General features: G+C 71.7%; 21 protein-coding genes and 1 pseudogene. 18 read left to right on the top strand and 4 right to left on the bottom strand.

The features are described 5' to 3' along the window. The first annotated feature begins 87 nt into the window (after nt 1–87). The gene (gene ileS / locus ACFY29_RS09335) at nt 88–3,234 is read left to right on the top strand and encodes an isoleucine--tRNA ligase (protein ID WP_386984548.1); all 3,147 of its coding nucleotides are present in this window, start codon (nt 88–90) and stop codon (nt 3,232–3,234) included. A gap of 162 nt (nt 3,235–3,396) precedes the next feature. After that, nucleotides 3,397–4,086 (top strand): lysophospholipid acyltransferase family protein, encoded by a 690-nt coding sequence (locus ACFY29_RS09330; RefSeq protein ID WP_328419448.1) that lies wholly within the window; start codon nt 3,397–3,399, stop codon nt 4,084–4,086. 14 nt (nt 4,087–4,100) lie between these two features. On the opposite strand, the gene ACFY29_RS09325 is transcribed toward ACFY29_RS09330, so the two are convergent. Next, a complete protein-coding gene (locus ACFY29_RS09325) occupies nt 4,101–5,468 on the bottom strand; it encodes a hypothetical protein (RefSeq protein ID WP_386984546.1) in 1,368 nt (455 codons plus the stop codon). Between the two features lie 156 nt (nt 5,469–5,624). Between ACFY29_RS09325 and ACFY29_RS09320 the strand changes: the two genes are divergently transcribed. The 16 genes from ACFY29_RS09320 (at nt 5,625) to ACFY29_RS09245 (ending at nt 20,816) form a co-directional block, all read left to right on the top strand. Next, nucleotides 5,625–7,619 (top strand): TIGR03960 family B12-binding radical SAM protein, encoded by a 1,995-nt coding sequence (locus ACFY29_RS09320; RefSeq protein WP_328419444.1) that lies wholly within the window; start codon nt 5,625–5,627, stop codon nt 7,617–7,619. A gap of 105 nt (nt 7,620–7,724) precedes the next feature. Then, on the top strand, nt 7,725–8,033 hold the full coding sequence (locus ACFY29_RS09315; protein WP_386984544.1) for a hypothetical protein: 309 nt from the start codon (nt 7,725–7,727) through the stop codon (nt 8,031–8,033). A gap of 60 nt (nt 8,034–8,093) precedes the next feature. Continuing rightward, nucleotides 8,094–8,819 (top strand): hypothetical protein, encoded by a 726-nt coding sequence (locus ACFY29_RS09310; RefSeq protein WP_386984542.1) that lies wholly within the window; start codon nt 8,094–8,096, stop codon nt 8,817–8,819. A gap of 20 nt (nt 8,820–8,839) precedes the next feature. Beyond that, nucleotides 8,840–9,250, top strand: a complete 411-nt coding sequence (locus tag ACFY29_RS09305; RefSeq protein WP_328419438.1) for a YbaB/EbfC family nucleoid-associated protein — start codon at nt 8,840–8,842, stop codon at nt 9,248–9,250. Between the two features lie 32 nt (nt 9,251–9,282). Continuing rightward, nucleotides 9,283–9,609 (top strand): YbaB/EbfC family nucleoid-associated protein, encoded by a 327-nt coding sequence (locus ACFY29_RS09300; RefSeq protein WP_386984540.1) that lies wholly within the window; start codon nt 9,283–9,285, stop codon nt 9,607–9,609. Continuing rightward, nucleotides 9,606–9,800, top strand: a complete 195-nt coding sequence (locus ACFY29_RS09295; protein WP_386984539.1) for a hypothetical protein — start codon at nt 9,606–9,608, stop codon at nt 9,798–9,800. The genes ACFY29_RS09300 and ACFY29_RS09295 overlap by 4 nt, the downstream gene beginning before the upstream one ends. Before the next feature lie 118 nt (nt 9,801–9,918). Then, a complete protein-coding gene (locus ACFY29_RS09290) occupies nt 9,919–10,359 on the top strand; it encodes a hypothetical protein (protein WP_328419432.1) in 441 nt (146 codons plus the stop codon). A gap of 10 nt (nt 10,360–10,369) precedes the next feature. Beyond that, nucleotides 10,370–11,815, top strand: coding sequence for a hypothetical protein (locus tag ACFY29_RS09285; RefSeq protein ID WP_386984537.1), 1,446 nt, complete (start codon nt 10,370–10,372; stop codon nt 11,813–11,815). Between the two features lie 10 nt (nt 11,816–11,825). Continuing rightward, complete coding sequence (gene mycP, locus ACFY29_RS09280; RefSeq protein ID WP_386984536.1) at nt 11,826–13,208, top strand: type VII secretion-associated serine protease mycosin; 1,383 nt, start codon at nt 11,826–11,828, stop codon at nt 13,206–13,208. Between the two features lie 241 nt (nt 13,209–13,449). Further along, a complete protein-coding gene (locus tag ACFY29_RS09275; RefSeq protein WP_328426849.1) occupies nt 13,450–14,169 on the top strand; it encodes a TIGR03936 family radical SAM-associated protein in 720 nt (239 codons plus the stop codon). A 131-nt stretch (nt 14,170–14,300) separates the two neighbouring features. Beyond that, nucleotides 14,301–17,351, top strand: coding sequence for an Rne/Rng family ribonuclease (locus ACFY29_RS09270; protein WP_386984534.1), 3,051 nt, complete (start codon nt 14,301–14,303; stop codon nt 17,349–17,351). Nucleotides 17,352–17,468: 117 nt separating this feature from the next. Next, nucleotides 17,469–17,981, top strand: coding sequence for a hypothetical protein (locus tag ACFY29_RS09265; protein ID WP_386984532.1), 513 nt, complete (start codon nt 17,469–17,471; stop codon nt 17,979–17,981). A gap of 168 nt (nt 17,982–18,149) precedes the next feature. Then, on the top strand, nt 18,150–18,464 hold the full coding sequence (rplU, locus tag ACFY29_RS09260; RefSeq protein WP_328419425.1) for a 50S ribosomal protein L21: 315 nt from the start codon (nt 18,150–18,152) through the stop codon (nt 18,462–18,464). 11 nt (nt 18,465–18,475) lie between these two features. Next, nucleotides 18,476–18,730 (top strand): 50S ribosomal protein L27, encoded by a 255-nt coding sequence (rpmA, locus tag ACFY29_RS09255; RefSeq protein ID WP_109818441.1) that lies wholly within the window; start codon nt 18,476–18,478, stop codon nt 18,728–18,730. Between the two features lie 93 nt (nt 18,731–18,823). Beyond that, nucleotides 18,824–20,296, top strand: coding sequence for a GTPase ObgE (obgE, locus tag ACFY29_RS09250; RefSeq protein ID WP_386984529.1), 1,473 nt, complete (start codon nt 18,824–18,826; stop codon nt 20,294–20,296). Between the two features lie 70 nt (nt 20,297–20,366). Then, nucleotides 20,367–20,816, top strand: a complete 450-nt coding sequence (locus ACFY29_RS09245; protein ID WP_355609158.1) for a GNAT family N-acetyltransferase — start codon at nt 20,367–20,369, stop codon at nt 20,814–20,816. A 33-nt stretch (nt 20,817–20,849) separates the two neighbouring features. Here the strand turns inward: ACFY29_RS09245 and ACFY29_RS09240 are convergent, their stop codons facing one another. The 3 genes and pseudogenes from ACFY29_RS09240 to ACFY29_RS09230 all read right to left on the bottom strand — a co-directional run bounded on the left by ACFY29_RS09240 (nt 20,850) and on the right by ACFY29_RS09230 (nt 22,073). Next, a complete protein-coding gene (locus ACFY29_RS09240; RefSeq protein ID WP_386984527.1) occupies nt 20,850–21,299 on the bottom strand; it encodes a DUF6766 family protein in 450 nt (149 codons plus the stop codon). Between the two features lie 95 nt (nt 21,300–21,394). After that, nucleotides 21,395–21,472 (bottom strand): annotated as a pseudogene (locus tag ACFY29_RS09235) (hypothetical protein); the annotation flags it as partial. A 109-nt stretch (nt 21,473–21,581) separates the two neighbouring features. Next, a complete protein-coding gene (locus ACFY29_RS09230; protein WP_386984525.1) occupies nt 21,582–22,073 on the bottom strand; it encodes a DUF4383 domain-containing protein in 492 nt (163 codons plus the stop codon). Nucleotides 22,074–22,114 lie beyond the last annotated feature (41 nt).

Below are 22,114 nucleotides of genomic sequence, written 5' to 3'. Positions count from 1 at the left end.
ACCCGGGAGCGCCGTCGAGGCGTTCCCGGAGACGCTCGTCCTCGCAGACCCACTGATGAGTGAGCTGCGCGAGGAGAGCGACCCCCGATGGCCTATCCACTGCACGACCCGACCGCCGCCGGAGTCCCGGCGAGCCCGGACCTGCCCGCGGTCGAGCGCCGGGTGCTGGAGCACTGGACGGCCGACAAGACCTTCGAGGCGTCGGTGGAGGCCCGCCCGGCCGGCGACGACGGCAAGAACGAGTACGTCTTCTACGACGGCCCGCCGTTCGCCAACGGCCTGCCGCACTACGGCCACCTCTTCACCGGCTACGTCAAGGACGTGGTGCCCCGCTACCAGACCATGCGCGGCCGGCACGTCGAGCGGCGCTTCGGCTGGGACTGCCACGGCCTGCCCGCCGAGGTGGTGGCCGAGAAGCAGCTCGGCATCACCAGCAAGGCAGAGATCATCGACCTCGGCGTGGCCCGGTTCAACGAGGCCTGCCGCACCTCGGTGCTGGAGTTCACCCAGGACTGGGAGCGGTACATCAACCGGCAGGCCCGCTGGGTCGACTTCACCAACGACTACAAGACCCTCGACCTGGACTACATGGAAAGCGTCATGTGGGCCTTCCGGACCCTGCACGACAAGGGTCTGATCTACGAGGGTTTCCGGGTGCTGGCGTACTGCTGGCGCTGCGAGACGCCGCTGTCGAACACCGAGACCCGGATGGACGACGTCTACCGGGACCGGCACGACCCGACGTTGACCGTGTGGTTCGGGCTGACCCCGGACGAGTCCGCCCCGGAGCTGCTCCGCGGGTCGGTCAAGCTGGGCGTCTGGACCACCACGCCGTGGACCCTGCCGTCGAACCTGGCGCTCGCCGTCGGCCCGGACATCGAGTACGCCGTGCTGGAGCGCGACGGTGACCGTTACGTGGTGGGCGCCGCCCGGCTCGGGGCGTACGCCAAGGAGCTGGACGGGTACGAGCAGGTCGGCACGGTGTACGGCCGGGACCTGGTCGGGCGCCGCTACACCCCGCTCTACGACTTCCTGGTCGAGCAGGCCGGCGAGAACGCCTACCAGGTGCTCGGCGCGGACTTCGTCACCACCGAGGACGGCACCGGGATCGTGCACCTGGCTCCGGCCTTCGGTGAGGACGACCAGAACGTCTGCAACGCCGCCGGCATCCCCACCATCGTCACGGTCGACGACCACACCCGGTTCACGGCGTTGGTTCCGCCGTACCAGGGTGAGCAGGTCTTCGACGTCAACAAGCCGGTGATCCGGGAGCTCAAGGAGCGGGGGGTGGTGCTCAAGCAGGACACCTACACCCACTCGTACCCGCACTGCTGGCGCTGCGACACCCCACTGGTCTACAAGGCGGTGTCGTCGTGGTTCGTCGCGGTGACCCGGTTCAAGGACCGGATGGTCGAGCTGAACCAGCAGATCAACTGGACGCCCGGGCACATCAAGGACGGCTCGTTCGGCAAGTGGCTGGCCAACGCCCGCGACTGGTCGATCAGCCGGAACCGGTTCTGGGGCTCGCCGATCCCGGTCTGGAAGTCCGACGACCCGAACTATCCCCGGCTCGACGTCTACGGCTCGCTCGCCGACATCGAGCGGGACTTCGGCGTACGCCTGACCGACCTGCACCGGCCGGCGGTGGACGACCTGGTCCGCCCCAACCCGGACGACCCGACCGGGCAGTCGATGATGCGTCGGGTGCCGGAGGTGCTGGACTGCTGGTTCGAGTCCGGCTCGATGCCGTTCGCCCAGGTGCACTACCCGTTCGAGAACGCGGACTGGTTCGAGCACCACTACCCGGGCGACTTCATCGTCGAGTACATCGGGCAGACCCGCGGCTGGTTCTACACGATGCACGTGCTGGCCACCGCGCTGTTCGACCGGCCGGCGTTCCGCAACTGCCTCAGCCACGGCATCCTGCTCGGCTCGGACGGGCGCAAGATGTCCAAGAGCCTGCGCAACTACCCGGACGTCTACCACGTCTTCGACGCGTACGGCTCGGACGCGATGCGCTGGATGCTGATGTCCTCGCCGGTGCTGCGCGGCGGCGACATGGCGGTCACCGAGGCGGGCATCCGGGACGCCGTCCGCCAGGTGATGCTGCCGCTGTGGAACGTCTGGTACTTCTTCTCGCTCTACGCCAACGCGGACGGGTACCAGGCGCGGCGCCGCACCGACTCGCCGGACCTGCTCGACCGGTACGTGCTGGCGAAGACGAACGAGCTGGTGTCGACGGTCGGTGCGCAGATGGAGGCGTACGACATCTCCGGCGCCTGCGCCACCGTCCGGTCCTACCTGGACGCGCTGACCAACTGGTACGTGCGCCGGTCCCGGGACCGGTTCTGGTCCGGGGACGCGAACGCCTTCGACACGCTGTGGACGGTGCTGGAGACGCTCTGCCGGGTGGTGGCGCCGCTCGCGCCGCTGACCGCGGAGGAGATCTGGCGCGGGCTGACCGGGGAGCGCTCGGTGCACCTGACCGACTGGCCGGAGGCGACCGAGTTTCCGGCCGACCACGAGTTGGTCGCCGCGATGGACGCCACCCGGGCGGTCGCCTCGGCGGCACTGTCGCTGCGCAAGGCCAAGGGGCTGCGGGTGCGGCTGCCGCTGCCCAAGCTGGTCGTGGCCTCGCCGGCGGCGGAGCAGCTGCGCCCGTTCGCCGACCTGGTCACCGACGAGGTCAACGTGAAGGCGGTGGAGTTCAGCGCGGACCTGGCCGAGTACTGCCAGCAGGTCCTGACCGTGGTGCCCCGGGCGCTCGGCCCGCGGGTCGGCAAGCAGGTCCAGCAGGTGATCAAGGCGGTCAAGGCGGGCGAGTGGGAGCTGGTCGACGGCGCTCCGGTGGCTGCCGGGGTCACCCTGGCCGAGGGTGAGTACGAGCTGCGCCTGGTCGCCGCCGACGCCGAGCACTCCGCGCCGCTGCCCGGCGGTGAGGGTGTGGTGGTGCTGGACACCGAGGTCACCCCCGAGCTGGCCGCCGAGGGGTTGGCCCGGGACGTGGTCCGGGTGGTGCAGCAGGCCCGCCGGGACGCCGACCTGGACGTCTCGGACCGGATCGTGGTGTCGGTGTCGGCGTCCGAGGAGGTGCGCGCGGCGGTGGCCGCGTACATCGACTTCGTCTCCGGAGAGGTGCTGGCCGACTCCGTCGACTTCGCCGAGGGCGTCGATGGCTTCGTCGGCGATGTCGGCGAGGGTGACCGGGTGACGGTCGTGGTCCGTCGGGTATGAGGTGGTCCGGGGACGGACGGGTCGAGGTCGTCCCGTCCGTCCCCGGACGCTCACGCCCGGGCCGCCCCCGTGGGTCCGGGACGCCCGCCACCCGCTCCGGGCGGAGTGCGGGCGTCAGCTAACGTGACACCGCCTGTGCAACCCACGACCGCCGGAGGACCAGTGCCCCTGCTCTACACCATCGGCAAGCTCACCGTGGCGCCCACGCTGCGGTTGGCGTTCCGCCCGACCGTGGAGGGGCTGGAGCACCTGCCGGAGACCGGCGGCGCGGTCTTCGCCGGGAACCATCTGTCGGTGGCCGACGAGCTGTTCCTCGGCACGGTGGTGCCCCGGCACCTGGCGTTCTGGGCGAAGTCGGAGTACTTCAAGGGCACCGGGGTCAAGGGCGCGATCTCCAAGTTCGTCCTCACCGGCCTGGGCGCGATCCCGGTCGAGCGGGCCGGCGGGCGGGCTGCGCTGTCCGCGTTCGACGCGGCCATCCCGGCACTCAAGGGCGGCGACCTGGTGGTGGTCTATCCGGAGGGCACCCGCTCACCGGACGGCAAGCTCTACCGGGGACGGACCGGAGCGGCCCGGCTGGCGCTCTCCGCCGGAGTGCCGGTCATCCCAGTCGGCATGATCGGCACGGACAAGGCGCAGCCGATTGGCGCCCGGGTGCCCCGCCCCGGCGCCGCCAAGATCACCGTTCGGTTCGGCAAGCCGCTGGACTTCACCGGCCGGCAGGACGACCGCACCTCGCTCCGGCAGATGACCGACGAGATCATGAGCGAGATCCAGAAGCTCACGGGCCAGGAGTACGTGCCCCGTTACGCTCCGCCGCGCGCCCACCCGGACCCGACCCGCGACTCCTGACCGACCCCCGGCCGTCAGCTCTGCTCGGGCTGGACGATCTGACCGCGCAGAGTGTCCAGCAGCGCCGCGCTGTCGGCGACGGAGAGCCGGGTGAACACGCCGGTGGCGATGCTGCCGTGGTCGACCGAGGTGCAGACCACCACGTCGCTGCCGGCGGAACGGCCGACCGCGCAGCGTTCGTGCCGGCCCCGCACGCCGGTTTTCACCGTCTCGGGGGCTTCCAGCGCGTAGCGCTCACTGAGTCGGGTGATCTCCGCGTCCGCGTCCGCCTCCGGGGTGAGCCGGAAGCCGGTGCCGCCGAAGACCGTCACCCGCTTGCCGTCTGCGGTGCCGTAGACGCCGGCGAACGTGTCCTCGGCCAGCCAGTGCTCCCGACGTACCTCGTTCTCCAGGTCACGGGCGGCGTCCGCGTTGCGGCTGTCCTGGCGCAGGCTCAGGTCGGCCACCTGCTCGGGCAGCGCCGCTCGGGCCGGGTACTGGGCCGAGATCGGAAACCCGTAGTAGGCCGGGCAGCCGCAGCAGCAGGCCAGGGTGAGCAGCAGCAGCCACGGCCAGCGGCGTCGCCGACGGACCTTGACCGGGACGTACCCCTTGGGGGCCTGCCAGCCCGGTGGCGGTGACACCGGTGGCGGTGCCGCGGACCGTCGGCCCCGGCGCTGCTTCGGCGGGGCGGGCGGTGGTGCGGGTGGAGACATCGGCCGGGCCGGCATGGTGGGCCGGGCGGCTGGGGACAGCGGGGCGGCCGGCGGCAGTGGGGCGGCCGGCGGCGACGCCGGGTGCGGTCCGACCGGGGGAGTGGGCGGACCGGGCCACTGCCGGGTCGCGGGTGGCACTGGGTAGTGCAGCGTCGGGGGCAGCGGGGGCAGCTCGGCGTGCGGCAGGTCCCAGCCGCCGGTGTCCACGCCGGCCCACGGGTCGACCGGGGTCCGGTGCTCCGGCGGCTCGTCTGGAGTGGGCGGGACAGGGGTCGGCTCGGCCGACGCACCCCAGGCCCGCTTGCGCGGCAGCGGGGGCGGCACCGGCGCGGATCCGCTCCACCGGGGCGCGCTGACCGGCGCGGTGGCGGCCGGGGAGTCGGCCGCACCGGCGGCTGCGGGCTCGTCGGCTGGTCGCGGGTCGTCGGCCGGTCCCGGCTCGTCCGCCGGTCCCGGTGTGTGTGTCGGTGCGGCGTCGTCCGGGCCGGCGGCCTGGTCGGTCGGCGGCTCCGGCTGGTCTGAGGGATCCGGCCGCTGCGGTACTTCCGGCTGGTCCGAGGGTTCCGGCTGGTCCGAGGGTACGGGTGGGGGCGTCGGCTCGTCGGCGACCGCCGGATCCCGGTCCGGCTCCGTGCCCGGGGTGCTCCCGTCGGCCGGACGGCCTGCTCCCGGCTGGGGCTCCGGCATCGCGGCAATCTCCTCTCGCGCCGGTCCGAGGTTAGTACCGCGCCGCCAGCTCCGCCGACCGGGCTGCGGGCTGCCGCGCACGACAGTCGGCGTCGATCGGACGTCATGGCGGCGTGCGCGCGGTCACGGCCGGGTGGACGCGTACCCTTGGGCATCATGAGTGCCCCGTCCACGACGCCGCGCCCGGCCGCGACCAATTCCATCTGGTCCCAGCTGGAGCCGCTGCTACCCCAGGTCACGAAGCCCATCCAGTACGTCGGTGGTGAACTGGGTGCGGTGGTCAAGGACTGGGACGCGGCAACCGTGCGCTGGGCGCTGATGTATCCCGACGCGTACGAGGTGGGCCTGCCCAACCAGGGTGTTCAGATCCTCTACGAGGTGCTCAACGAGCTGCCCGACACCCTCGCCGAGCGGACGTACGCGGTCTGGCCGGACCTGGAGTCCCTGATGCGCACGCACGGCGTGCCGCAGTTCACCGTCGACGCGCACCGGTCGGTCCGCGACTTCGACGTGTTCGGCATCTCCTTCTCCACCGAGCTGGGTTACACCAACCTGCTCACCGCGATCGACCTGGCCGGCATCCCGATGCTGGCCGCCGACCGCACCGACGCCGACCCGGTGATCGTGGCCGGCGGGCACGCCGCGTTCAACCCGGAGCCGATCGCCGACTTCATCGACGCCGCTGTGCTCGGCGACGGCGAGGAGGCGGTCCTGGAGATCACCGCGATCGTCCGGGAGTGGAAGGCCGAGGGCTCCCCGGGTGGCCGCGACGAGTTGCTGCTGCGGCTCGCCCGCACCGAGAGCGTCTACGTGCCGCGCTTCTACGACGTGGACTACCTCGCCGACGGCCGGATCCAGCGAGTCGTGCCGAACCGGGCGGACGTGCCGTTCCGGGTGCACAAGCGCACGACGATGGACCTGGACGCCTGGCCGTACCCGAAGAAGCCCCTCGTCCCGCTGGCCGAGACGGTGCACGAGCGGTACGCGGTGGAGATCTTCCGGGGCTGCACCCGGGGTTGCCGGTTCTGCCAGGCCGGCATGATCACCCGCCCGGTGCGCGAGCGGTCGATCACCACGGTCGGGCAGATGGTGCGCGACGGGCTGGAGTTCTCCGGCTTCTCCGAGGTGGGCCTGCTGTCGCTCTCCTCAGCCGACCACTCCGAGATCGGCGACATGTGCTCGGGCCTGGCCCAGCAGTACGAGGGCACCAACGTCTCGCTGTCGCTGCCGTCGACCCGGGTGGACGCCTTCAACATCGACCTCGCGCAGGAGCTGTCCCGCAACGGGCGGCGCACCGGCCTGACCTTCGCCCCGGAGGGCGGGTCGGAGCGGATCCGCAAGGTCATCAACAAGATGGTGTCGAAGGAAGACCTCATTCGCACCGTGGTCACCGCCTACAGCAACGGCTGGCGGCAGGTGAAGCTCTACTTCATGTGCGGCCTGCCCACCGAGACCGACGCCGACGTCCTGGAGATCGCGGACATGGCGCACGAGGTGATCAAGGCTGGCCGGGCCGCGACCGGTTCCAAGGACATCCGCTGCACCGTCTCCATCGGTGGGTTCGTGCCGAAGCCGCACACCCCGTTCCAGTGGGCCCCGATGGAGCGCCCGGAGGTCATCGACCACCGGCTCAAGATCCTCAAGCAGGCGATCAACTCGGACCGCTCGCTGGGCCGGGCGATCGGCTACCGCTACCACGACGGCGAGCCGTCGCTGATCGAGGGCCTGCTCTCCCGGGGCGACCGTCGGGTCGGTTCGGTGATCCGCAAGGTGTGGGAGAACGGCGGCCGGTTCGACGGTTGGAGCGAGCACTTCTCGTACCAGCGCTGGGTGGACGCGGCGGCCGAGACGCTGCCCGCGTTCGGGGTGGACCTCGACTGGTACACCACCCGTCAGCGCGACGAGCTGGAGGTCCTGCCCTGGGACCACCTGGACTCGGGCCTGGACAAGGACTGGCTCTGGCAGGACTGGCAGGACTCGGTCTCGGAGTACGAGCAGGACGACTGCCGGTGGACCCCGTGCTTCGACTGCGGCGTCTGCCCCTCCATGGACACCGAGATCCAGATCGGCCCCACCGGCAAGAAGCTCCTCCCCCTCACGCCGCTGGGCGGCAACGGCATGAAGGTGCCGGCGGGCGACCAGTCCGCCTGATCGCGGGGCAGCGCCGGGCGGCGGTCACCCGCTACCCTCCATTACCAACACGTCACCCACCGGGTCTTTGCCGGTGGGTGAGCGGCGCTGGCGGAGGGGGCTCGGGTGGCCGATTTCTCCATGAATACCGAGAAGCTGGGCGACCTCGTCTCCGAGCTGTCGGCGACGGCAAAGTCGCTGGATACCGGAGTGCTTCCCAAGATCGAGTATCTGCGGCTGCCCGCCGGGGCCGCGCCGGCCTTCGATGCCGGCTTCTCCGCCGCGTACGACGAGATGCACGAGACGACGACGCAGGCCGTGGCGGCGCTCGCCGCTGCCGTCGCCGAGGTCGCGAAAGGGCTCGGCCGGGTGGTCGAGCACTACCGCACGATGGAGGAACGGCACGGTCAGTCCTTCGACACGGCACTGGACTGAGCGCGGTCCCCGCGACCTGCCCGGTCTCTCCTTCACGACGGAACAGGGAGGCGAGCTTCTGTGGGTGAGAACGTGGTATCCGGTGCCGACCAGGCCGCCACGATCGCGCTGGAAGCGGTCATCATCGGGTTGGGCGGCACGCTCGCGGTGGCCGCCGAGCCCTCCGGCGCGGGGGCGTTGGCGATGGCCTTCGTCACCCCGGTCGCCGTCATGAACGTGCGCAGTTGGGCACCGTTCCAGGAGGCCGACGACAAGTGGACCGGCCTCGCGGAGGAGTTCTCCGAACTTGCCGGCAAGCTGTCCCGGCTGAACGGTGAGGTCGACGGCATCTGGAAGGGCGCCGGCTCCGAGGTCTTCAAGAACTTCCTGACCACCAAGGTGGTCGAGCCGCTGGACGCGCTCCAGAAACTCGCCATCACGACCTCGTCCGGGTGCAACACCGTCGCGGACGGGCTCGAGACGCTCTTCTGGGCCTGGTCGGTGGGCACCGGCCTCGCGATCGTCGGCTGCATCGCCGCGAACGCCGGCGGACCGGCCGGGCCCGCCTTCAAGTGGGCGATCATCGGCAGTTGGGCCGCCTTCGTGCTCGGCATCATCACCGCGATCGTCGGGCTGATGCAGGGGATGCGCGGTGCGAACAGCGCGATCGGCACGGCCGTGGCCCAGCTCAAGCGAGGGTTCGAGCTGACCGGGGAGAAGGTCGACGCCGAGAGCGCCAAAATCGGGGACCGGTACCGCGACATCGTCAGCAATCCGGAGAACTGGAACAAGGAACCGGTTACCTGAGTCGGGCGAACGGAGCAGTGATGAGCGATGTCTACCGCAGGGCCGTCGAGTCCGTCCGGGAGGTGAGCCGCACCGAGGCGTACGAGCCCGCCATGCGCCGCGCCGAGGCCGCTACCCGCGACCTCGTCGCGCTGGTGACCGAAACCGGGGACCGGACGCACGAGGGGTTCGACGAGACCGGCACGATCACCGCCGTCGTCGACGGCGCGGGGCAGCTCACGGACGTACGGATCAGTGCGCGGGCGGTGCGCGACCTGCCCGCCGAGCTCCTGGGCCCGCACTGCCGACAGGCCGTGACCGCCGCCCGCCTCGCCATGGCGGAGAGCATGCGGGCCAGCCTCGACGACGTCGTGGAGGCGCCGGTCGAGTGGGACGGCCGCACGGAGGATCCGCTCGCGGTGTGGCGGGACGCGACGCGGCGGTTCCAATGAGGAGACAGGAGCTCGCGCGATTGGTTACGGAGATGACGGCGCTGCTGGAGAGCGCCACCACGGAGACCGGACGGCTCGCCCGGGAGGAGTTCGTCGGCACCGCAGCGGACGGCATGGTCACCGCCACGGTGTCCGGCGCGAAGGAGTTGCTGGACATCTCCATCGCCGCGCGGGCCCACCGTACGGTCGACAACATCACGCTCGGCGAGGCGGTGGTGGAGGCCGTGCGGGCGGCGGAGGCGCTGGCCGAGGAGCGACGCGCGGAGGTCATGTCCGGCCTGCGGTTGGGTGGCGTCGGCGCTGACGCATTCCTGGCCGATCCGATGTCGTTGCTGCCGCGCGGGACGGTCGGCCGATGAGCCCCGACAAGGCCCGTCTGCTGGTGGTGATGCTCTCGGTCCTCGCCCTGCTGCTCGTGTTCCTGGTGGTCCTGATGGCCGTTCAGGCGCTGCGCGGGGAGGCGGACTGGAGCGGCGTGGTCGTGCTTCTGGCCCCGTTGGCCCTGGTCGGGATCGGCATCGCGTTGCTGCTCCCGCAGCTGCGTCGCTGACATCGACGGTCATAATTACCGAATAGCGGTGGCCGGGGCTGCCCTGACTTGGCAACACTCGATACGCTGCGTCTGACATGGACCGACCCCCGCGGGTCGGAAAACGGGGAGGAAGCGGATGGCTGGCATCACGCCGCCGAACATCGGCGATCTGCACGTCAGCGTCGAGGACCTGGACGCCGCGGCAGCGTACGTCGAGCGGCTCAAGCAGTACGTCGACGACACCATCGGCTACGAGATGGAGCGCGTCAAGGAGCGGATGAAGGGCGACAGCACCACCGCCCAGACCGTCCCGAACGGCACCCCCTTCGGGGCCTACGAGGACGCCCGCATGCAGTGGCAGGCGCTGACTCGGTCGACGACCAACATGGAGGCGCACCTCAAGTCGCTCTCCCAGAAGCTCGCCGCGCTCAAGAAGGGCACCGAGGACATCGCCCAGGCGTTCCGCGACACCGAGGAGCGCAACGCTGCCAACGGCTCGCAGATCGAGCGGCTGCTCGAGTCCGCGGCCCCGCCGCCCGCTGCCGGCGGCCAGCCCACCTACCCGTACACGGCCTGAGGGGGACGTCATGGCTGGAGGAACCTGGGAGCGGTGCGTCCGCGAGGTGACGCTCTCCGCAGACCCGGAGACGGTCGGATCGGTCGGGGTGGGGTGGAGCAACCTCTCCTCCGGCCTCACACAGCTTCGGGACGCGCTCGTCGGCCGATCGTTCGTCGGCCCGATCGCGACCGGTGTGGAGCGCCCGCACGTCGGCGGTCTGCCCGGCATGCTCGCCGGCTGGAAGGGCAGCGGTGGTGACGCGTACCGCGAGCACCTGGGTGAGATCGGCAAGGACATCGAGAAACTGATCACCGACGCGAGCAACGTCAGCGGGGCGTTGTCGCGGATCGAGGGTGACATCCGCAAGGCGGTTTCCACGATCCCGATCCCACTGATGGACGACTTCGGGTGGAACGAGTGGAGCCTGCCCAACGGCACCGAGCTCGACGACTCCCGCGACGGTGAGAGCACGTCGGGCTTCCTCGCCGCGCTGCGCAAGGACTACCAGAACAACCCCGCCTCGTACGCCGACGGCGCGTTCCGCGACAAGGCCGACGACCTGGAGGCGACCATGAAGGTCGACGGCCAGGCCGGTGACAGCAAGCGGGGTGGCTGGTGGGACACCAAGTCCCACCTGGACAACTGGTACCGGGACAACCAGCAGGCGGCGAACACCGCGATGTCTCCGCTGCCCACGGCGGTGGTGACCGAGCGTCCGAAGCTGACACTCGTCGGGCCAGACCGCGACGACTCGGACGGCTACCGCCCCGACACCCGGGTTCCGCCGACGGGGAAGCCGGACCTGGGTGACTTCGATCGGGGAAATGACCCCAAGATCGACAGCAAGATGCCGACCATCGACAACAAGCCGCCGACCATCGACAGCAAGCCGCCGTCCCTCGACAGCAAGCCGCCGACCATCGGCGACACTCCTGACGGCCCCACCGGCGTCGGCCCGTTCACACCCCCGTCCACCGGGTCCGGTTACCCCGGGGGCGGCGACGACGGCTTCAGCAGCGGTCTGGCTGGCGCGGCACCGAGCGGCGTCGGCGGCCTGAGTGGCCTCGGCGGCGGCCCCGGAGTCGGTAGCGCCGGTCTCGGCGGTGCCGGCGGCGGTTTCGGCGGTGGGATCGGCGGCGGCGGTGCTGGCGGTGGGATCGGCGGCGGCGTCGGATCGGCCGGCGGGATCGGCATGGGCGGTATCCCCGGCATGGTGGGCGGCGGCAACGGCAAGGTGCCGCCGATGACGAGCGCGGCGAGCGCGTTGCGCAACGCCGCGGCCGCCGGTGGCGCTGGCGCTGGCGGCGCCCGTGGCGGGATGGCGGGCGCCGGCATGATGGGCGGCGGCATGATGGGCGGAGGCCAGGGCGGTGCCGGGCATGGCGGCACCGGCTCCGAGCACTCGTCGTGGTTGACTGAGGACGACGATCCGTGGGGCTCCGGTGACGGTGCGTCCCCGGGCATCCTGCGATGAGGACGGACGGATGAGGGTGAACGTCGGAGCGCGTCGGCCGGTCACGGCCTGCCTGCTGGCGGGGCTCCTGGTGCTGGGGGCCGCCCAACCGGCGTCCGCCGCGCCCCGGCGGGCCGAGCAGTGGTATCTGGACGAGCTCAAGATCGCCCAGGTGCACAAGATCTCGACCGGGCGGGGCGTGGTCGTGGCCGTGCTCGACAGTGGCGTCGACGCCACCCACCCGGACCTGCGGGGTCAGGTGCTTCCCGGCGGTCGCAGCTACGGTGCGTCGGGCGACGGACGGGTCGACGAGGACGGGCATGGCACGCACATGGCCGGCATCATCGCGGCGACGAACGCGAGCCGTGACGGCGTGGACGGCATCGCCCCCGCCGCGAAGATCCTGCCCATCAAGCTGCGCGCGGGCACCGGCGGCAACGCCGCCGATGCGGTCGCCCTCGGCATCCGGATGGCCGTCGACGGCGGCGCCAAGGTGATCAACCTGTCCCAGGGTGCACCGGGGGCGGCCAGCGCCGACGAGGAGAGCGCGATCAGGTACGCGCTGGACCGCGACGTCGTCGTGGTCGCCGCCGCCGGGAACACCGCCAAGGGCAGCACCGACGTGGATAGTCCTGCCAACGTCCCCGGCGTGGTCGCGGTGACCGGGACGACCCGGGGCGGCAACTTCTGGTCCGGCTCGGTCCAGGGGCCGGCGGCGGTGATCGCCGCACCCGGCGACGGCATCTACAACGTGGGCCCCGACCACGGCTACGGCTGGGGCGACGGCACCTCCGACAGCACCGCGATCGTCTCCGGTCTCGTGGCGCTGATCCGGGCGAAGTACCCGGACCTCGACGCCGCCAACGTCATCAACCGGATCATCCAGACCTCCCGGGACGCCGGGCCGTCAGGCCGGGACCCGCAGTACGGCTTCGGTCGGATCGACCCGGTAACCGCGCTGAGCGCGGACGTGCCGCGGGTCAACGCCAACCCGCTGCTCGATCCGGCCGCCGCGACCGGTCCGGAGCCTGCCCGGACAGGGGGCGCGGACGAGGAGTTCGACGTCACCCAGCACGGTGACCGGGGCGGCCCCACGGACCAGCAGGTCATGGTGATCGCCATTGGCGTCGCCGTGGTGCTGGTGTTGCTGGTGGGGCTGGCGGCCTTCCTGATCTGGAACCGGCGTCGGTACCGCCGTGAGGCGAGGGCGGCCGCCGACGTACCCGATCACCTGCTCGACCAGCCGCCTCCCGGCGGGTACGGCCCGCCGGGTGCCTACCAGTCGCCGACCCCAGGTGGGGGTTATGCCCCGCACTCCGGCTACGCCCCGCCGCCTGGCTACCCCCCGCCGCCTGGCTACGGCCCTCCTCCGGGGGCGCCGCCCGCCCCGCCCGGGGGCGGCAACCGGTCCTGATCCTGGTGGCCGGCCAGTGACCTGCGGGTCACTGGCCGGCCATTGCCGTCCCCGGTGGGTCCGGACGATCTCGCCGACCGGTTTCAATGTTTTTCGTCGGGCCTTTCGGCCGCCCCGGCTGCGTACCGTCACGAGCCCTGCGCCAGGATGGGACGGACACGCAGGTCCACCCGAGGAGCCCACGATCGCCAGAAAGCCTCAACCCGAGGGCGGCCAGGCGCCGGTCGTCCAGCGCGTCCGTATCCGGTACGCCAAGCGGGGCCCGCTGCGGTTCACCTCCCACCGGGACTTCGCGCGGGCCTTCGAGCGCGCGCTGCGTCGGGCCGCCGTGCCCATCGCCTTCTCCCAGGGCTTCACCCCACACCCGAAGATCTCCTACGCCAGCGCCGCGCCCACCGGAGTCGCCAGCGAGGCGGAGTACCTGGAAATCGGCCTCCAGGCGCCGGTCGACCCGGAGGCGCTGCGGGCCGCGCTGGACGCCGCGCTCTCGCCCGGGCTGGACGTGCTGGACGCCGTGATCGCCGTGAGCGGCAGTCTGCCGGACCGGATCGAGGCGTCGTACTGGCACATCGAGCTGCCCGAGGTCGACACGGCCGTGCTGCGCGCCGCCGTGGACGCCTTCAACGCCGCCGACGAGGTGCTGGTCGAGCGGATGACCAAGCAGGGCCGCCGCACCTTCGACGCCCGAGCGGCCGTGATATCGATCGATGTCCTTGATGCGACGCCGACGCCTTCCGGGGCGCCGGCCGTACCGTGTGCGATACTCGAACTGGTCGTGCGGCAGGTCACCCCGTCCGTACGGCCCGATGACGTCCTTTCCGGCCTCCGCGTGGTGGCCGACCTGGAGCCGCCGGTCTCGCCGAGGGTGACCCGGCTGGCTCAGGGCACGTTGACCGCGCAGGGTGCGATCGTGGATCCGTTGGATGCGGACCGCGGCGGGGCAGCCATCGTTGGGCACTGACCGACGGTCAGTGCTCTGGCAGGCAGACTTCGGCGGTCGCGCACCACGCGCGCCCGGCGGAAACACTTTTGCGGCAACCCTGCGTGGCAGCGCTTACCCGCGCCCGGGGCAGCCAGAACTGGAGAACGTCCATGCTCGAGAACGAGCCCGAGGGCGGCGAACGGACCGGTTCACAGCCGGCCGGCGACACCGCTGACCAGAGCACCACCGCCGACGGCGCCGCCGTCGCGAACCCCACCGGCGCCGCCACCACGGAGCCGGCCGGCGCGGAGAGCGCCGAGCCTCCCGCCGCCCCGGTGCGGCGTACCCGGGCGACCCGCCGCCGGGCCGCCCCGCTCAACCAGCCGGAGCAGACCGAGATTCCGGTCGAGGCTTCCACCGCCGGGGCCGGCAGCGACGAGTCGCCGCAGGCGGAGGTGTTCGCGCCGGTCTCCGGCGATCTGGACGCCGCCCCGAAGACCCCCCGGCGCCGCCGCAAGGCCGCCCCCGTCGAGACGACCGCCGACGAGCCGCTGGTCGCGGCCACCGCCGAGGAGGCCACCGCCGAGGTGGTCCCGCCGGTCAAGGTGACCCGCACGCGGCGGAAGAAGACCACGCCGGCCGCTGTCCAGGAGCCGGCCGCTGTCCAGGAGCCGGCCGCCGTCGAGGAGCCCGCTGCGCTGGAGCAGCCGGAGGCCGATACGCCGGCGGAGTCCGACCTGCGCGAGGCGGAGACCGCCCCGAGCGAGACCACCGCCGAGCCCGCCCGGACCAGTGGGGCGCAGGAGCGTTCCGGCGAGGTGCCGCCGGGTGTGGCCGTGGCCGGTGTGGCGAATGAGCCGATCGAGCCGGTCGAGGTCAACGAGCCGGAGCAGCCGCGGACCCGCCGTCGGCGTGCGGCGCTCTCCGCGCCCACCGTGCTGTTCATGGCGCCGCAGCCGGACGCCGTGCCGGTGACCCGGCCGGCGGAGCCCGCTCCGGTCGCCGAGGAGCCCGCCGTGGAGGAGGCCGCCGAGCCGTCCCGCCGGCGGCGGCGGGGTCGCCGCGAGGCCGAGCCGGTCGAGGCGATCGAGGCCGAGGAGGAGCCGACCGAGGAGGCCGACGAGGCCGCCGAGGCGGATGAGGACGACGAGGACAGCGCCGCCGCGCGCCGCCGCCGCCGGCGTGGTCGCCGCGGCCGGGGCCGGGGCAAGGGCGGTGCCGACGACGCCGAGGACGAGGAGTCCGAGGAGGCGGCGCAGGCCGAGGAGGAAGAGACCGCCGAGGCCGAGGCCGAGGGCGAGGAGGACGAGGAGGCCGAGGGCGGGGACGGGATGACCCGTCGTCGCCGGCGGCGTCGTCGTCGGGGCGCCGGTGACACGGAGGGGGCCGCCGACGACGGCGTACCGACCGTGGTCAAGATCCGCGAGCCGCGCCGGACCGTCGACGAGGTGCAGGGCGTGTCCGGCTCGACCCGGCTGGAGGCCAAGCGCCAGCGCCGCCGGGACGGCCGGGAGCAGCGGCGTACCCGGCCGCCGATCCTCAGCGAGTCGGAGTTCCTGGCCCGCCGGGAGGCGGTCGACCGGGTGATGGCGGTCCGCCAGCGCGGTGACCGCACCCAGATCGCCGTCCTGGAGGACGGCGTGCTGGTCGAGCACTACGTCACCCGCAACTCGTCCGGCACGATGGCCGGCAACGTGTACCTGGGCAAGGTGCAGAACGTGCTGCCGAGCATGGAGGCGGCGTTCGTCGACGTCGGCCGGGGCCGCAACGCGGTGCTGTACGCCGGTGAGGTCAACTGGGACACCTCCGGCCTGGAGGGGCGGGCCCGCTCCATCGAACAGGCGCTGCGGTCCGGCGACTCGGTGCTCGTCCAGGTCACCAAGGACCCGATCGGGCACAAGGGCGCCCGGCTGACCAGCCACATCGCGCTCTCCGGCCGGCACCTGGTCTACGTGCCCAACGGCAACGCCTCCGGGATCAGCCGGAAGCTGCCGGACAACGAGCGCAAGCGGCTGCGCGACGTGCTCAAGAAGCTGGTTCCGGACGGCGCGGGCGTGATCGTCCGGACGGCCGCCGAGGGCGCCAGCGAGGACGAGCTGGCCCGCGACGTCAAGCGGCTTCAGGCGCAGTGGGAGGACATCCAGGCCAAGGCCACCGAGGGCGGCGCTCCGGTGCTGCTCTACGAGGAGCCCGACCTGGTCATCCGGGTGGTCCGGGACCTGTTCAACGAGGACTTCCGCGAGCTGGTGATCGAGGGCGAGCAGTCGTACGGCATGGTCGAGTCGTACCTGTCGCACGTCTCCCCGGACCTGGTGGACCGGGTGCGCCGGCACGTCGGCACGAGCGACATCTTCGCCGAGTACCGGATCGACGAGCAGATCATCAAGGGTCTGGACCGGAAGGTCTTCCTGCCCTCCGGCGGCTCGCTGGTGATCGACCGTACCGAGGCCATGACGGTCGTCGACGTCAACACCGGCAAGTACACCGGCTCCGGGGGCAACCTGGAGGAGACGGTCACCCGTAACAACCTGGAAGCGGCGGAGGAGATCGTCCGCCAGCTCCGGCTGCGCGACATCGGCGGCATCGTGGTGATCGACTTCATCGACATGGTGCTGGAGTCGAACCGCGAGCTGGTGCTGCGCCGGCTCACCGAGTGCCTGGGCCGGGACCGCACCAAGCACCAGGTCACCGAGATCACCTCGCTCGGCCTGGTGCAGATGACCCGTAAGCGGATCGGCGCGGGCCTGCTGGAGGCGTTCAGCGAGACCTGCGAGTGCTGCAAGGGTCGCGGCGTCATCATCCACACCGAGCCGGTGCCGGAGAAGCCGCGCCCCGCCGCGGCGGGGGAGAAGGTCAAGGCGGTCGCCTCGGCGGTCGCCGCCGCCCCGGCCGCCGAGCAGGGCACCGCGTCCTCCCGCCGCCGGGCGCGCAAGAACGCCCCGGCCGAGCGGGCGGCGGTCGAGGTCGTCGAGACCGACACCAGCGCCGAACCGGACGCCGACTACGTCGACACCATGGGCTACGACCTGTCCCGCTACGAGGCGGACACCGCCGCAGCGCCGGCTGTCTCCGACGCCCAGCAGGGCGAGTCGGCCCGGCTGGCCGCCGCGGACGACCCGGACGCGCTCGCCGACGGCGACGCCGACGAGGAGGGCACCGAGGGCGGCACCGGCCGTCGCCGCTCCCGCCGGGGTGGCGCCCGCCGGCGGACCCGCCCCTGACCGCCTGACCGGCCCGGTGTTTGACGAGGTCCCTTTCCCGGCAATGTGACGGGGGAGGGACCTCGCCGGTCCGGCCAACCCGGTCCAGGATCGGCCACCCCCGGTCAGGAGAAGAAGATGCGTCGTCTGCTCGCCGTCACCGTGCTGGTCACCGCGCTCTCCGCCGGAGCCGGCTGCTCCACCGACCGGCCCGCTGGCGAGACGACCGGGGGATCCGACCCGGCCGCCGGGTCCGGGGGCGCCTCCGCCGGGTCGACCGGCACGCCAGCGGGGTCGACCGGTACGGGTGGTGCGGCAGGCGGCAACGCCACGCAGGTCTGCGCCGCCGCGCAGCAGGCGGGCAGCACGGCCGTCCAGACGTACGTGGCGGAGCTGGGCCAGATGATCGCTGCGGTGGGTGCCGGGGACAGCGCCACGGCCGAGGCGGCCCGCAGGCGGGCTGAGGCGGCGCTGACCGGTTGGCGGACCGTGCTGCGGGAGCAGTCGGCCCAGGCCGCCGATCCGCAGCTCAAGACGCTCCTGACCGACATCGGCACCGAGGTCGCCGCGCTCGGCACCGACGTCGAGTCGATCGACGAGACCGAGCTCGACCGGCTCCAGCAGCGCCTTGATCAGCTCTGCGCCCGCTGACCGGGGGCGGGCCGGTTTGGGGTCGAGGCCGGCAATGGCGTACTCTTGCCTGCGGCGCACTTTTGGTGTGCCGAGTTCCCGTGTGCCCGCGCCGCCGTGCACTGCTACCCGGCGAGCCGCCGCGGGGACGACCCGCCAGCAGCCTCAACGACAGGGAGTCCGCCTCCGATGTACGCGATCGTCAAGACCGGCGGCAAGCAGTACAAGGTCGCCGAGGGCGACGTGATCGAGGTCGAGAAGCTCACCGGTGCCCCCGGTGACGCGGTGAAGCTCACCGCGGTGCTCCTCGTCGACGGTGACGACCTGGTGACCGACGCGACGAAGCTTGCCGAGGTCGCGGTGTCCGGCGAGATTGCCGCGCACACCAAGGGCCCGAAGATCAAGATCCACAAGTTCAAGAACAAGACTGGCTACCACAAGCGCCAGGGTCACCGTCAGCCGCTGACCCAGGTCAAGGTGACCGGCATCTCCAGCGGGAAGTAGGTCGTCCTCCAATGGCTCACAAAAAGGGTGCGTCCAGCTCGCGTAACGGTCGTGATTCTGCGGCCCAGCGACTCGGCGTGAAGCGCTTCGGTGGTCAGGTTGTCAGCGCCGGTGAGATCCTCATCCGGCAGCGTGGCACCAAGTTCCACCCCGGTGACCTGGTCGGCCGTGGCGGCGACGACACGCTGTTCGCGCTGTCCGCCGGCTCGGTCCTGTTCGGCACCAAGCGCGGTCGCAAGACCGTCAGCATCGTTCCGCAGCAGTAGTTTTCCGGTTAAGCGGGCCGCGGACCTCCGGGTCCCCGGCCCGCTTAGCTTTTTCGCAGTGCGGGGTCCGACCTCGCTGGAAGGATTGACGCCGTGGCGACGTTCGTTGACCGGGTCGTTCTGCATCTGCAGGCCGGCGATGGCGGGCACGGTTGTGCCTCGATCCACCGCGAGAAGTTCAAGCCCTTCGGTGGTCCGGACGGTGGCAACGGCGGGCACGGCGGCAGCGTGTCCCTGGTCGTCGACCCACAGGTGACCACGCTGCTCGACTTCCACTTCCGCCCACACGTCAAGGCCGACAACGGCAAGGGCGGCGCGGGGTCGAACCGGGACGGGGCCAACGGCCACGACCTGGTGCTCAAGGTGCCCAACGGCACCGTGGTGCAGACCTCCGACGGCACCGTGCTGGCCGACATGGTCGGCGCCGGCACCACCTTCGAGGTGGCCCGCGGCGGGCGCGGCGGGCGGGGCAACGCCTCGCTGGCCAACGCGAAGCGCAAGGCTCCCGGCTTCGCTGAGCTGGGCGAGCCCGGCGACCAGTTGGACGTGGTGCTGGAGCTCAAGAGCGTCGCCGACGTGGGCCTGGTGGGCTTCCCGTCGGCCGGCAAGTCGTCGCTGATCTCGGTGATCTCCGCCGCCAAGCCGAAGATCGCCGACTACCCGTTCACCACCCTCGTGCCGAACCTCGGCGTGGTCCGGATGGACAACCACACCTTCACCGTCGCCGACGTACCGGGCCTGATCCCCGGCGCGGCCACCGGCAAGGGGCTGGGCCTGGAGTTCCTCCGGCACATCGAGCGCTGCGCGGTGCTGGTGCACGTCATCGACTCGGCGACGCTGGAGCCCGGCCGTGACCCGGTCGCGGACATCGAGACCATCGAGGCCGAGCTGAAGGAGTACGGCGGGCTGGCCGACCGACCGCGGCTGGTGGCCGTGAACAAGGTCGACGTGCCGGACGGCCGCGACCTCGCCGAGATCGTGCGCCCCGACCTGGAGGAGCGCGGCTACCGGGTGTTCGAGGTCTCCGCGGCCACCCGGGAAGGGCTCAAGGAGCTCACCTACGCGATGGCCGAGATGGTCGAGGCGCAGCGCAAGGCCGCGCCACCGGCCGAGCCCACCCGGATCGTGATCCGGCCGATGGCCGTGGACGACACCGGCTTCACCATCACGACCGAGGCGGACGGGTCGTTCACCGTCCGTGGCATCCGGCCGGAGCGGTGGGTCAAGCAGACCAACTTCGACAACGACGAGGCGGTCGGCTACCTGGCCGACCGGCTGGCCCGGCTCGGGGTCGAGGAGAAGCTGGCCAAGGCCGGCGCGCAGCCTGGTGACCTGGTCCGGATCGGCGCCCGCGAGTTCGACTGGCAGCCGACGCTCTACGCCGGCGTGGAGTACGTGCCCGGCAACCGGGGCACCGACGTCCGGCTGGAGGAGAAGTCGAACCGGGCGTCGGCGGCGGACCGGCTTGCCGCGCGCAAGGCCCGCCGGGTGCGGTCGGCCGACGAGGTGGGTGCCGACGCGTCCGACGACATCGAGGACCTCGACGACGAGGACGACGCCGAATAGCCCGGTGCGCTCCGTGATCGGGTTGATTGCCGGAAACCTCCGCGAAATCCGCCCCGCCTAGCGTTGGGTGATGCTGATCGAAGTCCGGCCCACCACCGATCCGGAGATCGCCGCCCTGGTCATCGCACAGCAGCGTGAGCTGCGCGTGGCCGACGGCGGGTTGGACGGGCAGGTCACCGTCACCCATGACGACATCCGCTACCTCGCGGTGGTGGTGAACGGTCGGGCGGTCGCCTGCGGTGGGCTCCAGTCGCTCGACACCGCCACCGGCGAGGTCAAGCGGATGTACGTCCGGCCGGCGTACCGGGGTCGGGGCATCGCCCGCCAGTTGCTCGCCGCGCTGGAGGAGTTGGCGTTCCGCCAGGGGCACTCGGTGGTATGCCTGGAGACGGGCACCTACCTACCGGCCGCGATCGGGCTGTACACCTCGTGCGGCTACGACCGGATCCCGGTCTACGGCGAGTACGTGGACAACCCGTACAGCGTCTGTTTCGCCAAGCGGTTGCCGGTCGCGGCCTGACGACCCCGCCGCCGCACCCGGCGCTGTCGGCGCTCAGGCGCCGGTGCTGGCGTGCGACACGGTGACCGGCTTCGACTCCGGCGAGGCGTGCTGGCGCAGGACGATGCTCAGCAGGATCAGCGGGCCGACCGCCAGGAACTCGCTCTGCCAGTTCTGCATGGACTGGAACCAGAAGTCGCTGGTGCCGAGGAAGTCCCACACCCCGATCGGCGGTGCCCCGCTCTGCAACGCCTGCTCCTGGTTGTACGCGGCGGTGCCGCCGAGCAGGTGGCCGACGAACGAGCCGGCGAAGATCAGCAGCAGCGCGATGGAGAGGCTGTTGCGGTAGGCGACCAGCGGCAGGCCACCGGCGCGCACCGGCCAGGGCGACTGCGGGGTGGCCCGGCGCTCGTCGTCCTCCGGCCGGTCGGTCTGGTCCACCGGCTTCGACTCGGCGGAACCCCGCTGCACCAGGTACGCGGTGAGCAGCACGTACCCGCCCATCTGGAGGAACTCCGACTCCCAGTTCTCGAAGAAACCGCCTCGGCGAAGTGCCCGGTGGTCAGGTACGCCGGCCAGCTCAGCGGCGCGGCCCCGAACTCGGTCAGTTCCTCGTTGTGGGTCTGCCAGCCGAAGACGCTCTGCAACACCAGGAAGACCAGGAACGCGCCGAGCATGGCGACGGCCAGCGCGTTGTCGCGCAGCCAACGAGGCATCTCGTCCTCCTTCGCGGATCAGCTCCCGATACCCACCTCGGTACGACCGCGAAACCGACGAACCGGCAGGTCAGTGCCGGTTGGCGGGAGTGTCCAGCCGCCCGCCGGTGCCCGCCCGGTTGGAGAGCAGCAGCCCGAGCGCGAGCATGCCGAAGCCGAGGGCGAGGTGCAGCCAGTTGTCGGCGTTGTTGAGCGGCAGGATGTTCGCCCCGCCTTCCTCGTCGATGGCCTCGATCGCCAGCCCGTACAGCCAGAGGGCGAGGTAGATCGCACCGCCGCCGGCCAGGAAGAGCCGGGCGCCGGCGAGGCTCCGGGCCATCACGAGGCCGGCCAGCCCGAACAGCAGATGCACCGCGTTGTGCAGGATCGACACCTGGAACAGCCCGACCAGCCGGGCGTCCGAGTGGTGCCCGGCGAACCTCAGCTCGCCGTAGTCGGTGGTGATGCCGGGAATGAAGCCGAGGACGCCGATCAGCAGGAAGACCCCGGCCACGATCAACGCGGCCAGCTGGACCCGGGGTCGTGCGCCGGCCGGCCGGCCACCTCGCGCGTCTCGTGCCATCGCTGCCCCCTTCGTGGATCTGCCAGCCCTCGCGAACCTCA

Source organism: Micromonospora sp. NPDC000668 (genome assembly GCF_042897975.1).
In the GTDB taxonomy this organism is placed as follows: domain Bacteria; phylum Actinomycetota; class Actinomycetes; order Mycobacteriales; family Micromonosporaceae; genus Micromonospora.
The sequence above is the reverse complement of the archived record's forward strand: the minus strand, read 5'-3'. Positions and strand labels throughout refer to the sequence as shown.

Excerpts from the sequence above, each read along its gene's own strand:
- ileS (WP_386984548.1), top strand. The coding sequence starts at position 88 with ATGGCCTATCCACTGCACGACCCGACCGCCGCCGGAGTCCCGGCGAGC.
- ACFY29_RS09325 (WP_386984546.1), bottom strand. The coding sequence starts at position 5,468 with ATGCCGGAGCCCCAGCCGGGAGCAGGCCGTCCGGCCGACGGGAGCACC.
- ACFY29_RS09320 (WP_328419444.1), top strand. The coding sequence starts at position 5,625 with ATGAGTGCCCCGTCCACGACGCCGCGCCCGGCCGCGACCAATTCCATC.
- ACFY29_RS09305 (WP_328419438.1), top strand. The coding sequence starts at position 8,840 with ATGAGCGATGTCTACCGCAGGGCCGTCGAGTCCGTCCGGGAGGTGAGC.
- ACFY29_RS09300 (WP_386984540.1), top strand. The coding sequence starts at position 9,283 with ATGACGGCGCTGCTGGAGAGCGCCACCACGGAGACCGGACGGCTCGCC.
- ACFY29_RS09295 (WP_386984539.1), top strand. The coding sequence starts at position 9,606 with ATGAGCCCCGACAAGGCCCGTCTGCTGGTGGTGATGCTCTCGGTCCTC.
- ACFY29_RS09290 (WP_328419432.1), top strand. The coding sequence starts at position 9,919 with ATGGCTGGCATCACGCCGCCGAACATCGGCGATCTGCACGTCAGCGTC.
- ACFY29_RS09285 (WP_386984537.1), top strand. The coding sequence starts at position 10,370 with ATGGCTGGAGGAACCTGGGAGCGGTGCGTCCGCGAGGTGACGCTCTCC.
- mycP (WP_386984536.1), top strand. The coding sequence starts at position 11,826 with ATGAGGGTGAACGTCGGAGCGCGTCGGCCGGTCACGGCCTGCCTGCTG.
- ACFY29_RS09270 (WP_386984534.1), top strand. The coding sequence starts at position 14,301 with ATGCTCGAGAACGAGCCCGAGGGCGGCGAACGGACCGGTTCACAGCCG.
- ACFY29_RS09265 (WP_386984532.1), top strand. The coding sequence starts at position 17,469 with ATGCGTCGTCTGCTCGCCGTCACCGTGCTGGTCACCGCGCTCTCCGCC.
- rplU (WP_328419425.1), top strand. The coding sequence starts at position 18,150 with ATGTACGCGATCGTCAAGACCGGCGGCAAGCAGTACAAGGTCGCCGAG.
- rpmA (WP_109818441.1), top strand. The coding sequence starts at position 18,476 with ATGGCTCACAAAAAGGGTGCGTCCAGCTCGCGTAACGGTCGTGATTCT.
- ACFY29_RS09245 (WP_355609158.1), top strand. The coding sequence starts at position 20,367 with ATGCTGATCGAAGTCCGGCCCACCACCGATCCGGAGATCGCCGCCCTG.
- ACFY29_RS09240 (WP_386984527.1), bottom strand. The coding sequence starts at position 21,299 with ATGGGCGGGTACGTGCTGCTCACCGCGTACCTGGTGCAGCGGGGTTCC.
- ACFY29_RS09230 (WP_386984525.1), bottom strand. The coding sequence starts at position 22,073 with ATGGCACGAGACGCGCGAGGTGGCCGGCCGGCCGGCGCACGACCCCGG.